This is a genomic window from Paraburkholderia unamae (genome assembly GCF_003096875.1).
Taxonomy (GTDB): Bacteria; Pseudomonadota; Gammaproteobacteria; order Burkholderiales; family Burkholderiaceae; genus Paraburkholderia; species Paraburkholderia unamae.
The window spans coordinates 205,334-217,445 of record NZ_QEOB01000010.1; the positions used below are offsets into that span (position 1 = coordinate 205,334).

Here is a 12,112-nt window from a genome sequence, read left to right on the forward strand (position 1 = left end):
TATTTCATCCATCCATTAGATTCTTTCATCTGTCGCCCAATTGGCGCGCGGTGGTTCCGGGGTTGTCCTTTTCCATGCTCGAACGCGTTCATCTCGTCATCGTCCGCGAAGTGGCCCGCCAGGGCTCGCTGACCGCCGCGGCCGCCTCTCTCTTTCTCACGCAATCCGCGCTGAGCCATACGGTCAAGAAGATCGAGCAGCAGTTGGGCACGCCGATCTGGGACCGCGAGGGGCGCAGCCTGCGCCTCACGCAGGCGGGCCAGTATCTGCTTTCGCTCGCGGAAAGACTGCTGCCGCAGTTCGAGCTGGCCGAGGAGCGCATGAAGCAGTACGCCGCCGGCGAGCGCGGCACGCTGCGCATCGGCATGGAGTGTCACCCGTGCTACCAGTGGCTGCTCAAGGTGGTGTCGCCTTATCTCGCGCGCTGGCCCGATGTCGATGTGGACGTGAAGCAGCGCTTTCAATTCGGCGGCATCGGCGCGCTGTTCGGCTACGACATCGACGTGCTCGTCACGCCCGACCCGCTCAACCGGCCCGGCCTGCGCTTCGAGCCCGTGTTCGACTACGAGCAGGTGCTCGTGGTGGCCGAAGGCCATCGGCTTGCGAATGTGAACTACGTGAAGCCGGAACAGCTCGTCGACGAAACGCTCATCACGTACCCGGTGGAAACGGACCGGCTCGATATCTACAACCAGTTCCTGCGGCCCGCGAACATCACGCCGCGCCGTCACAAGACGATCGAAACGACCGACATCATGTTGCAGATGGTCGCGAGCCGTCGCGGCGTGGCGGCGTTGCCGCGCTGGCTTGCGGAGGAATACGCGGAGCGCATGCCGATCGTGAGCCTGAAGCTCGGCAAGCAAGGCATTGCTAAGCAGATCTTTCTGGGCACGCGCGAAGGCGACGCCGTGGTCGATTATCTGAATTCATTCGTTGAGTTCGCACGCGACTCCGCCTGGCAAGCGCCGCGCGTACGAAGCTGATGCGCGACGGACGCAACGACGGCCCGCAACGCTCGCATGCCTCCACGATCCCAGGGACGACCGCAACGCTGACTGCCCGTAGAATGTCGCGATCCCGGTGAAACTCGGTGCGCCCCATGCTCGGCACAAAAATATTCCGCCTCTTCGTCAGCTCCACGTTCAGCGACTTTCAGTTCGAGCGCGCCGTGCTTCAGAATGCGGTCTTTCCGCGCGTGCGGCGCTATTGCGAGCGCCACGGCGCAACGTTTCAACCTATCGATTTACGCTGGGGCATTGGCGACGAACAGGCGCGCGACCGGCAGACCATGCAGATTTGTCTCGCCGAAATCGAGCGCAGCCGCTTGCTGTCGCCACGCCCGAATTTCCTCGCCCTGCTCGGCGACCGCTACGGCTGGCGACCACTGCCCGACAGCCTGCCCCTCGCGGTGTACGAAGCGATCACGTCGACGCTCGACGCACCGGCGCGCGCCGATCTTGCGCTCGCCTATTTGCGCGACGATAACGCCGTGCCCGCGCGCTACATGCTCAAGGCGACCGACGCGCTGGCCGCATGCGCCGGCGGCGACGCGCAGGCCGCCGCGCTGGAGCGACGCCTCGCACAACACTTTCGCCTCGCGGCCCGGCATTGCGACACGCCGGTGCGCCTGAAGCTCGAAGGCGGCGCGACGCACCAGGAAATCGTCGAAGGCGTGTTCGCGCATCCCGACGCGAGCAATCACGTCATCGGCTGGTTTCGCGAACTCGACGGACTGCCCGCGCGCATCGATCCGGCGCAGCCGCCCGCCACGCTTTTCGCCGATTACCTGGAAGACGGCGCGCTCGACCGCGCCACGCACGACGAACTCGTCGCGCTCAAGGCGCAGGTGCGCGAGTGTGTGGACCCGGTGCTCGTGAGCGGGCGCTCGCTTTCCCTGGATACGCTCGCCCAGGAGAGCCCGCAACGCGCGGCCTATCTCCACGCATTCGCACGGCACGTGCTCACGCGCCTGCTACGGCTGATTCGCGCGGAAATGCGCGCGCTCGAACAAAGAAGCGCGCTCGATGTCGAGAACGCCGCCCATGCGCACTTTGCGGCCGAACGCGCGCGCGACCTGACCGGTCGCGACGCCGTGCTCGGACAGATCGCGCGGTATCTCGCGCCGTCCAAACGCAAGCGCCTCCCGCTCGTGCTGACCGGCGCGGGCGGCGCGGGCAAGTCGAGCGTGCTGGCCGCGGCGTGCGCCAACCCGCCTGCGGGCAGTGTTGCTGTAGCGCGATTCGTCGGCACGACGGCCGCCAGCAGCGCGCTCGCCTCGATGATCGCCGATCTCTGCGCGCAACTGGATCATCGGTTCGGCGGACCGCCGCCGGAAATGGAGGCGAGCGTCGCGCAGTCGCCGAAAGCCGCCCTTGCCGCGCGGCTCGAACGCGCGAGCGCGCAGCGGCCCATCGTGCTGATCGTCGACGCGCTCGACCAGTTTCCCGCCAGCGACCGCGCATGGATGCTGCTGTGGCTGCCGTCCAATCTGCCGCGCCACGTGCGCGTGCTGCTCTCGTGCCGCGACACGCTCACCGTGCCCGATCGCGCGGACTCGCTGCCGCTCGCGCCGCTTGCGCACACCGACGCCGACCGTCTGCTCACGCGCTGGCTGGCAAGCCGCGCACGCACGCTCACGCCCTTGCAGCGCGCTACCGTGCTCGACGGCTTCGCGGCGTGCCCGCTGCCGCTCTGGCTCAAGCTCGCATTCGAGCGCGCGGCCGGCTGGCACGCCGCCGCCACGCCCGCGCCGTTGCCGCCAACACTGGAAGCGATGATCGGCGCGACGTTTGACGCGTTGAGCGCGCGTCATCCACGCGCGTTGCTCGAACATGCGCTCGGCTATCTGGCCACGAGCCGCCACGGGCTAAGCGAAGCCGAACTTGCCCGGCTGCTTGCCGCGACGCCCGAGGTGGTCGAGGAATTCCGCGCGGGCAGCTACTACGCATGGGACGTGGAGGCGAACGGCCTGCCGCCCGTCATTGGGTCGCGTTTGCGGCTCGATCTCGCACCTTGGCTGACCGAGAAGCGTGTCGACGGCAGCCTGCTGTGCACGTATTTTCACCGCGAATTCGCGAGCGCGGCGCTCGCGCGCGTGGGCGACGCACGGCGCAACGCGTGCCGCCACCGCATCGCCGCGCTGTTCGCCGCGCCGCAGGGCGAAGCGCTACTGCAAGCCGCGCTCAACGACGAACCGCGCGCACTGCGCCGCTTCACCGAACAGGTCTGGCAACTCAACGCCGCGGGCGACCCCGAGGCGGCCGCCGCCACGCTCACGGACCTGACCTATCTGCTGGCCGCATGCGCCGCGCGGCGCTTGCCCGATCTCCTCGACAGTTTCGCGGCGGCCCGTGCGGCGCTCACGAACGTTCCCGCCTCGTTGAGCGCGTGGCATGCGTTCTTGCGCTCGAACGCGGCGTTGCTCGAACACGCGCGCGACGATTGGCCGGCGCACCGCATCTTGCTCCAGCTCGCCGCGGAAGAGGCCGTGGACAGCGTGCCGGGCATGGCCGCCGATCGCTGGCTGGCCTCGGGCGCGTGCGACTGGCGCTGGTTCCGCCTGCGCGAGCGCGCCGCACACGCCTCAGCGCCCGCCGTGCGCGCGCGCTTTTCCTCCACCGAGCCTTATGCGAACTTCCGCAGCTTCGAGTACCTGCGCGTGCTGGAAGGCGGCCGGCTCGCCACGCTCGGCAACGCGCCAGACGCCGATAAGGATACCGAAAGATTCGAAGGACGCCGCGGCTTGTACGACACCTTCGTGCGCATCTGGGACTTCGAAAGCGGCCTCGTCGAACTCGAACTGCACGGGCATCGTAACAGCGTGACCGACTTTGTCGAACTGCCCGGCGCTCGCATCGCCAGCACCTCGCTCGACGGGACACTGCGCATCTGGTCGCTTGACGACGGCGCCTGCACGGGCGTGTTCGACGCGGGCGGCGCGCCGTTGCAGGGCATGGTCCGCTGCGGCGCCGACTACCTTGCGATCACCTATGGCGAGTGTGTCGAGTCGCGTCGCATCGCGGACTTCCAGCACCACGCGCGGCTGGATCACGGCGGCGACTACGCCGATCTGGAAGCGTTCGACGCGCAACGCGTGATCGTGCGCGCCAGGCGCGAAGAGGATGTCGTGGAGCGCTGGCTCTGGAACGTCGAAACTGCCGACACGCTGCGCCTGCTCGACGGCGGCGACCTGATCGTTGCGAGCGCAACCGGTTCTGCCACATCGCCGCGCGTGCTGAGCTGGAGCAGTGCCGACGCAGAGGGCCCCGCGCGCATCGCGTGGAACGGCGAGTCGCAGGAACTCGCGCCGCTCGTGGCGCAAGCTACCGGCGACGCCTCCGGGCCGTCCGGCGCGCCGGTCGCCGTGCGAAGCGCGACCTCGCTCGGCGACGGCAGCGCGGCGCTCTGGCTGGAGGACGGCCGCATCGTCGTGCTCGACGGGCCCGGCCGCCCCGCGCTCGCCGTGCTCGATCCGCGCCGCACGACAACGGTGAGCGCCGACGAAGGCCAATACTTTTTCCAGGGCGTGCTGCGCCTGCCCAACGGCGAACTCTGCGACTGGCACAGCGACGACGAGCACCACGCCCTGCGCCGCTGGTCGGCGGGCGGCGTGTTGCTAGCCGACTGGCCCGGCGACGGCAAGATCACCGGCATGTCGCTGTGCCGCGACGGCATGCTCCTTCAACGTTTCTGGCGCGACCGCAGGCTCGACGCCGACCGGAGCCTCGAACGCCGCGACCCGATCAACGGCCGCGTCGTGGCGCGCATGACAGGGCACGCCCATTTCATCGACGATGCGATCGACCTGCCCGACGGCACGATCGTCTCGTGGGCGCTCGACGAAGGCGTGGTGCGCACGTGGGAACCCCACACGGGCAAGCCGCGCGCCGTGTTCGACGGCCGCACATGGGTCGACGCGGTTCGCCCGCTCGACGACGGCACCGTGCTGGTCGCGATCTGGTCGACGCTCGTGCGCTTCGACTGCGCGTATGTCGCGCCGCCTCCGCGTATTTGCGGCGGCCTTCAGGTGGGCGACGCGCACGCGCTCACCTGGGAGGACGATCAGGACGCTGTGCTGTGGCGCTGCGCCGACCGCGAACCGCTCATGCGCGTGCCTAACTCAGGCAACCTTGCCGAGGCACGACTGCTCACACCGGACCACCTGTTGCTCTGGGACGACAGCGACATCTGCTGGTCGTTCTGGAAACGGCGTGGCGAAGGACTCGACGCGGACGGCATAGCCACGCTGGCCTTCCCGCAAGACCACGATGTGCGCAACCAGACCCACGTCACGCTGCACGACGACGTCGCGGTGTGCCTGTACGAAGACACAAATGCCGAATGCCTGCATGCGCTCGCCTATCGCCTGGACGACGGCGCGTGTGTCGGACATCGCATGTTGTCGCTGACCGGCGACGACCACGCCAAAGGCTTCGCGATCGGCGCGAATGCGATCGTGCTGGTGCACCAGGGCAGCGCGTCGCTCGTGCGACTCGACCGGGAAGACCCGCCGCAGATCCTCTGCGCTGGCGAAGAAAAGGTCTTCGACGTGAAGTTGCTCGAAGGCCGCCGGTTCGCCACGATCGGTAAGGAGGCGGTCCACATCTGGGCGGAAAACGCCGAGCGCCTGCACACACTGACGATCGAAGGCGGCAAGATTCGCGAGGCGGTCGTGGCGCGCGGGAGTTTGATGATCGCGTCCGCATCCCGTTACGCGCTTTACAACGCGGCTTCCTTTGAGCGGCTTGTGGAGGGCGTGCCTGCGCGCGGGTTTGCGCTCACGCGCATCAGCGCCGGAACCGAGCGGCGGTTTTTCGCTGAAATGCGGCGCGGCGACGAGCAGCACGTGGACGTGATCGATCGCGCCGCCGGGCGGAAAACGAGGCTCAGCGGCCTGCCTGCGATCGATCGCAATGCGCGCCCGCCAGTGGATCTGGACACCGAAGGCGCGACGGCATGCCCCACCGCACCACCGCGCCCCGCTTTCGCCGTATTCGGCGCGACACGCTGGTGCGTGTTCGATGAAACGGGCGGCCCGATCCGTACGCTTGACGACCAGGTATGGGAGGACACGCGTTTCGCCGTGACCGCCGACGCGCACACGATCGTCGAGATACGCAGGGACCGCATCGCCATCCACGACCTGCTCGATCCATCGAGCCAGCCGCGCGTGTACCGCGACAGCACTCCGCTCGCCTGCATGACCACGGGGCAGCCCAGCGTCACCGTGAGCGATAGCGTCTTTCGGTTAAACGGCGATCCGGATGATCCGGATCGCCGCGCGAGCGCGTGCTGGACGATCCACGAACAAGGCGCGATCACCGGCCTGAGCGATCTCGTGGACGGCAGCCTGCTCGTGAAAGGCTGCAATGGCATCGCGCGGCACCAGCACGGCGCCTATTGGCTCGACGAATGGATTGGCGGGCGCCACGTGCGCGATGCAACACTCAATGCGCCCGACACGATGCAAACGCAGCCCCAGGATGCGTTGAGCGCAGAAACGCAGTAAGCGCGCGAGCGCTCACACGGCCGCTTTCACGACTCGGGGCTGAAACGCGGCATTGCGCGGCACGTCGCCCGCAGCCTCGTTGCGCGCGGCGCTCGTGGACAGATAACGCAAACAGCACACGCGCAAGAACGACGCGAAATTCAACGGCTCCTCGCCGCGCAGCGCAAGCAGTTCGTCGTAGAGCTTCACGGCGAACTGGGTCGTGGTCATGTTCTCGCGGTTGGCGATTTCCTGGAGCACGTCCCAGAAGAGATTTTCGAGCCTCACCGTGGTCACGACGCCATGAATGCGCAGCGCGCGCGTGCGCGATTCATACAGGATCGGATCGGCGTTGACATAAACATTGCACATGCGGTCAACCTCATTGAAGTGTGGCTGCGTCGCGGCGCCTCTGGCGCGCCGCGACGCGCGGCCACTAGATTTCGCGCCGGTTCATCTGCCCGGCGATATAGTCGGCCTGGCGGATTGCGAGCGTCACGATGGTCAGCGTGGGATTCTCGCCCGCGCCGGTGGTGAACTGACTGCCATCCGAAATGAACAGGTTCGCCATATCGTGCGCCTGGCCGAACTTGTTGCACACGCCATCCTGCGCGCGAGCGCTCATGCGCGCCGTGCCGAGATTATGCGTTGACGGGTAAGGCGGCACGCGATACACGGTCTTCGCACCCGCCGCGTCGTACACGGCCGCGCCCTGCTTGAAGCCGTGCTCGCGCATGGCCTGATCGTTGGGATGGTCGTCGAAATGGACGTTGGCGACCGGCAGGCCGTACTGATCCTTCACGCCGTGATTGAGCGTAACACGATTGCTCGCACGCGGCATGTCCTCGCCAACGATCCACATGCCCGCCGTGTACGGATACGCATCCATCGCGCGCGTGAAATCCGCGCCCCATGCACCGGGATTCAGAAACGCGGCATAGAACGGCAGGCCCAGCGAGATCGTCTCCATGTGATAGCCGCCCGCGAAACCGCGCTTCGGGTCGAAGCGCGCCTCGTCCTCGATGATGCCGGCCATCGTCGTGCCCTTGTACATCTCGACCTTGTCCTCGAACACGGCATACACGGAGCCCGTGGTGTGGCGCATGTAGTTGCGCCCCACCTGGTCAGACGAATTGGCAAGGCCGTTCGGATAGCGGCTCGACGCCGAGGCGAGCAGCAGGCGCGGCGTTTCGATCGAATTGCCCGCCACCGCCACCACGCGCGCCCTCTGGCGTTGCAGCTTGCCCTTGTCGTCGTAATAGAGCACGGCGTTCACCTTGCCGTGCGCGTCGTGCTCGATGCGCGCGACATGCGAACGCGGGCGCAATTCCATATGCCCCGTTGCCAGCGCCTTCGGTATCTCGGTGTAGAGCGTGGACCACTTGGCGCCGAAGCGGCAGCCCTGAAAACAGAAACCGCGTTGGTAACAGTGGCTGCGATCGTCGCGATTCACGCTGTTGATCGCCATGTGCCCCGTATTGCACTCGCGATAGCCCACTTTGGTTGCGCCCGCAAACATCACCTTGAAGTTGTTGTTGCCGGGCAGGCCGGGCCACCCGTTCGTGCGCGTCACGCCCATCTTTTTCTCGGCGCGGTCGTAGTACGGATCGAGATCCTCGCGCGTGACGGGCCAGTCGAGCAGCGTCGCGCCGTCGATCGCGCCGTAGGTCGTGCGCGCCTTGAATTCGTGCGGCTGAATGCGCAGGCTCGCGCCCGCCCAGTGCGTGGTCGTGCCGCCCACCGTCTTGCAGATCCACGCGGGCAGATTGGGGAAATCCTTCGCGACGCGCCAGGTGCCCGAGGTCGTGCGCGTGTCGAGCCAGGAAAGCAGTTTGAACGCGTCCCACTCTTCCGTTTTGAAATCGGCCTGGGTGTTGTGTCCGCCCGCTTCGAGCACGACCACGTCGATGCCCTTTTGCGCGAGTTCGTTCGCGAGCGTGCCGCCGCCCGCACCCGAGCCGATGATGACGACGACATGGCTGTCGTCGAGCGAAAAACGCTTGCTGCCTTGCGTGCTGCCTTGAGTCGTTGCCATGTTGGGTCTCCCGAAGTCACGCCGCTGGAACAGGGCCGCTGTCCTGTGCGGGCGGGTCAGGCAGCCACGCGAGATTGTTGAAGCCCTTGAAGAGATAGCCGCCGTCGCCCTCGCTCGCGCCATAGCCGAAGTGCTGGTACGCGAGCGTGCTGCTGTAGAGCGACACCACGGCCGTGCTGCGCACGGTCTCGAAGAACGGCGTGCCCGCGATGGCGGCGACGTCGCGCGCCTGCGCGTCGCCCGACTGCTTCGTCCAGTCGCCGCCGGGGGCCGCCTTGTCGAGCGCCTGCACGCCATCGGCGAGTTGCTTGCGCACGGCCGCGCTGCCCTGCGCCTTGGCGTCGAGATCCTTCACCGCGAGCGCGTACACGGCGTCGTCGAGCGTCTTGTGCGGGAACAGTTGCTTTGTCATCGCGAGCAGTACGGCGCCCTGATGCGTGTCGAGATGCTGGAGTTCGAGCGCCCACACGCGGCTGGGGGCGAACACCGCGAGCGAGGAAGATACCGCGAGCGTGCCGATCAGAATACCCGTGCCCTTGAGCCATTCGCGGCGCGTGAGCGCGATGCGCGCACGCGTGCGGCCCGCCGCCCGCTCATCGAGAGCAATGCCTATGGTCTTGCCTGTCATCGTCGTCTCCTTCCATGTTGGCGCGCGGACTGTTGGCGTCCTTACGCGCGGGCAGGTGCCGGGCTAGCGATAGTGCCCGTGCTTTTCCAGCACCTCGATCTTGTAGCCGTCGGGGTCTTCGATAAAGAAGTAGCGTGCGAGCAACTCGCCCGCGTCGTTCCTGAACTCGCGCAAATCTTTCGGCGCGACGCCAAGGCCGGCGTCGAGACCGAGCAGGCGCTCGCGCTCGGCGCGCGCATCGTCGACCACCACCGCGACGTGGCCATAGCCGTCGCCATGCGTGTACGGCGTCTCGCGGCCCTTGTTCCAGGTGAGTTCGATTTCGGCGTCGGCTTCGGCGTTGCGCAGATACACGAGCGAGAAGTCGTCGAAATCGAGGCGATGGCTCGGCGTCATGCCGAGCACCGCGTCATAGAAGGCAAGCGAGCGTTCGAGATCGCGCACACGGATCATGGTGTGAATGAGCTTGGCCACGTCGTGCTCCTTCAATGCGTGATGCGCGTGCCGAGCAGCGCGAGGAACTGCGCGAGCCAGTTTGCGTGCGAGGTCCATGCGGGCGCGGTGACGAAGTTCGCGTCGGTAATCGCGTCGGGCCAGTCGAGCGCGGCGTACTGCGCGCCCGCGAGCTTCACTTCCGGCGCGCAGGCCGGGTACGCGGCGATGCGCCGGCCTTCGATCACGCCCGCCGCCGCCAGCAGTTGCGCGCCGTGGCACACGGCGGCGATCGGCTTCTTCGCTTCGGCGAAATGGCGCACCCACTCGATCACCGTGTCGTTCAGACGCAGATATTCGGGCGCGCGGCCGCCGGGCACGAGCAGCGCGTCGTAGTCGGCGGGATTCGTCGAGGCGAAGTCGGCGTTCAGAGTGAAGTTGTGGCCGCGCTTTTCGGTGTAGGTCTGATCGCCTTCGAAGTCGTGGATCGCGGTACGGATGGCGTCGCCCGCGCGCTTGTCGGGCGCGACGACGTGCACCGTATGGCCAACGGCCGCAAGCGCCTGGAACGGCACCATCAGTTCGTAATCTTCAACGAAGTCGCCGGCGATGATGAGAATGCGCTTGGACATGTTTCGTTTCCTCTCGGTTTGCGTGATGGAATGGGGGCGAGACGCTCGCGCAGGCAAGCCGCAATGCGCCGCACGGAGCGCGCGCGGGGACGGGTCGAGATCGGCATGGGCCGCTCTTGCGGGGACATTGTGGGGGTCGCCGTTGCCCGGCCGCGATGGCGGCCGTTGGGAAGCAATGTAGCGACTGAAGCGCCCGAGCAGGTAATACCTGGCTAAATGCGAGCCAGGGATTTCACCGAGCCGATGCGTGCGTGCGTGCGTGCGTGCGTGCGTGCGTGCGGGCGTGCGGGCGTGCGGGCGTTGATTGCGTTTGTGGAGAGCGGCGCAGGCGCTATTTGAAACGCACGCGCTCCGCGTACCCGCGATGGAGCAACGGCGCGTACTCGTGCAACTCCTGCGGCGCGACGTCGAAGGCCCGGCGGAAGGCGCGCGTAAAGCTGGACGCATCATTGAAACCCAGCCCCGCGGCAATGTCGCGGATCGCCACATGAGGAAAGCGCACCAGTTCATCAGCCGCCATTCGCAGCCTGCGGTTGCGGATATAAGCGGCCAGGCCGCCTTCATGCTCGAATAGGCGGTACATGCTGGCGCGAGAGAGATGCAGTGACGCCAGCACGCTATCGGGCGACAGGCCCGGATCATGCAGATTGGCCTCGACGTATCGCCGGACCTGCCCGTATGCCGCCGCGCGCACCGCGGCGCGCGCGTTACCGGCAAGACCAGCTTGACGGCTGAAAGCCGCCAGGACCAGTTCGACCGCCGTCAAGAAGGACGCGTGCGCTTGCGCCTGGCTCAATCCAACGATGCTTAGCCTGAGCGCCACCACTTGCTCGATCAGAAGACGCGTCAGCGGCGTGTTGGCGTGAACCCAGCGACCATGCAGCGAGGCCGCATCGGGAATCGATCTTTCCACCAGGGCGCGGGGCACGAACAGGAGCAATATCCGGCCGGGGAAACTCCGGATCGTGCACGGCTGGTCCATGTCCAGCGCGAGAATGGACGGCGTGTGCGGCGTGGGGAACGACTGAGCCGCTTGCGAGCGCGATTTTGCGTCCAGGAACTGCCCCGGCTGTCCTTCCAGAAACACGCTGAACGTGATGTCGCGAATGCTCTCTGTCGACACCCGGCCCAACGATCGCACCGCCACGTTCGGTCCGGTGCGAAAGTCGAAGAGGCTCATGTCGTCGATCGTGTAACGCGACAGCGATGCGTCGAACGTGTCTTCAGGCTGCTTCGACGCAGGCCGTATGTCGTAGACGGGACTCATCCGCTCCTGCCAGGCCAGAAAGCTTCGGCGCGCGTCTCCTTGAACGCTGAAACTGCTGTGGACGATGCCGGCCGCGAGCGTGGGTGGTTCCGGCGGCAGCAACAGGCGACCGGGCGGGGTCGCGACGACGTCGTACGTGTGGGGTGAATCGTCGTTCAATACCGTGCTCATTGCTGATTGATATTCAGTCTTGGTTATGTGCTGCGGCACGGGTAGCCACGGCAACTTTCCATTGCCGGTGAACGTTGCGCGCCGCCTGACCTGCGCTTCTCCTGCGCTTGACCGCTTAACGCGGCGCGTCGCGTTCTTCGTGCACGAGTTCCGGCCGCCACGCAGCCACGACCGCTTCGAACTGCGCGCCATAGCCCAGCGCATCGGGGTAGCGCTTCACGCGCGACGCAAGACGAAACACCGTGATCACGTCATCCACAATGTCGTCGTCAAGACTCCACGCCGTCGTCAGATCGTAGCGGCCGCAGGCCGCCGGGTTCCACCAGGCAAGCAGGAAGTCGGCCACGCGCAGGGCCTGGCCCGTATTGCCCCGCGCGATGTCCAGCAGGCGTTGCAGTGCCTGCTTCTCGGTATCCAGCACCACTTCGGGACGCATGGCTCCCCCGTAGGCGATCGGTGC

9 protein-coding genes are annotated in these 12,112 nt (G+C 66.6%); 2 read left to right on the forward strand and 7 right to left on the reverse strand.

Annotated elements, in window-relative coordinates; genetic code table 11:
- Positions 1–74 precede the first annotated feature (74 nt).
- Entirely contained in the window at positions 75–983 is a 909-nt protein-coding gene (locus C7402_RS21830) for a LysR family transcriptional regulator (RefSeq protein WP_116612065.1), read from the forward strand.
- Positions 984–1,099: 116 nt separating this feature from the next.
- Entirely contained in the window at positions 1,100–6,508 is a 5,409-nt protein-coding gene (locus tag C7402_RS21835; protein WP_116612066.1) for an AAA family ATPase, read from the forward strand.
- 12 nt (positions 6,509–6,520) lie between these two features.
- Here the strand turns inward: C7402_RS21835 and C7402_RS21840 are convergent, their stop codons facing one another.
- The 7 genes from C7402_RS21840 to C7402_RS21870 all read right to left on the reverse strand — a co-directional run bounded on the left by C7402_RS21840 (position 6,521) and on the right by C7402_RS21870 (position 12,088).
- Positions 6,521–6,859 carry a ribbon-helix-helix domain-containing protein gene (locus C7402_RS21840; protein ID WP_112171656.1) on the reverse strand — a complete coding sequence of 113 codons (339 nt, stop codon included), beginning with the start codon at positions 6,857–6,859 and terminating at the stop codon, positions 6,521–6,523.
- 64 nt (positions 6,860–6,923) lie between these two features.
- Entirely contained in the window at positions 6,924–8,522 is a 1,599-nt protein-coding gene (locus tag C7402_RS21845) for a GMC family oxidoreductase (RefSeq protein ID WP_116612067.1), read from the reverse strand.
- Between the two features lie 16 nt (positions 8,523–8,538).
- Positions 8,539–9,150: a tat (twin-arginine translocation) pathway signal sequence gene (locus C7402_RS21850; protein WP_116612068.1), complete on the reverse strand. Its 612-nt coding sequence runs from the start codon at positions 9,148–9,150 to the stop codon at positions 8,539–8,541.
- Positions 9,151–9,213: 63 nt separating this feature from the next.
- Entirely contained in the window at positions 9,214–9,624 is a 411-nt protein-coding gene (locus C7402_RS21855) for a VOC family protein (protein ID WP_116612069.1), read from the reverse strand.
- A gap of 11 nt (positions 9,625–9,635) precedes the next feature.
- Positions 9,636–10,214: a DJ-1/PfpI family protein gene (locus tag C7402_RS21860; RefSeq protein ID WP_116612070.1), complete on the reverse strand. Its 579-nt coding sequence runs from the start codon at positions 10,212–10,214 to the stop codon at positions 9,636–9,638.
- Positions 10,215–10,545: 331 nt separating this feature from the next.
- A complete protein-coding gene (locus tag C7402_RS21865; protein ID WP_116612071.1) occupies positions 10,546–11,652 on the reverse strand; it encodes a helix-turn-helix domain-containing protein in 1,107 nt (368 codons plus the stop codon).
- Between the two features lie 115 nt (positions 11,653–11,767).
- A complete protein-coding gene (locus tag C7402_RS21870; protein WP_116612072.1) occupies positions 11,768–12,088 on the reverse strand; it encodes a DUF7673 family protein in 321 nt (106 codons plus the stop codon).
- Positions 12,089–12,112 lie beyond the last annotated feature (24 nt).

Excerpts from the sequence above, each read along its gene's own strand:
- C7402_RS21840 (WP_112171656.1), bottom strand. The coding sequence starts at position 6,859 with ATGTGCAATGTTTATGTCAACGCCGATCCGATCCTGTATGAATCGCGC.
- C7402_RS21850 (WP_116612068.1), bottom strand. The coding sequence starts at position 9,150 with ATGACAGGCAAGACCATAGGCATTGCTCTCGATGAGCGGGCGGCGGGC.
- C7402_RS21835 (WP_116612066.1), top strand. The coding sequence starts at position 1,100 with ATGCTCGGCACAAAAATATTCCGCCTCTTCGTCAGCTCCACGTTCAGC.
- C7402_RS21865 (WP_116612071.1), bottom strand. The coding sequence starts at position 11,652 with ATGAGCACGGTATTGAACGACGATTCACCCCACACGTACGACGTCGTC.
- C7402_RS21845 (WP_116612067.1), bottom strand. The coding sequence starts at position 8,522 with ATGGCAACGACTCAAGGCAGCACGCAAGGCAGCAAGCGTTTTTCGCTC.
- C7402_RS21870 (WP_116612072.1), bottom strand. The coding sequence starts at position 12,088 with ATGCGTCCCGAAGTGGTGCTGGATACCGAGAAGCAGGCACTGCAACGC.
- C7402_RS21860 (WP_116612070.1), bottom strand. The coding sequence starts at position 10,214 with ATGTCCAAGCGCATTCTCATCATCGCCGGCGACTTCGTTGAAGATTAC.
- C7402_RS21830 (WP_116612065.1), top strand. The coding sequence starts at position 75 with ATGCTCGAACGCGTTCATCTCGTCATCGTCCGCGAAGTGGCCCGCCAG.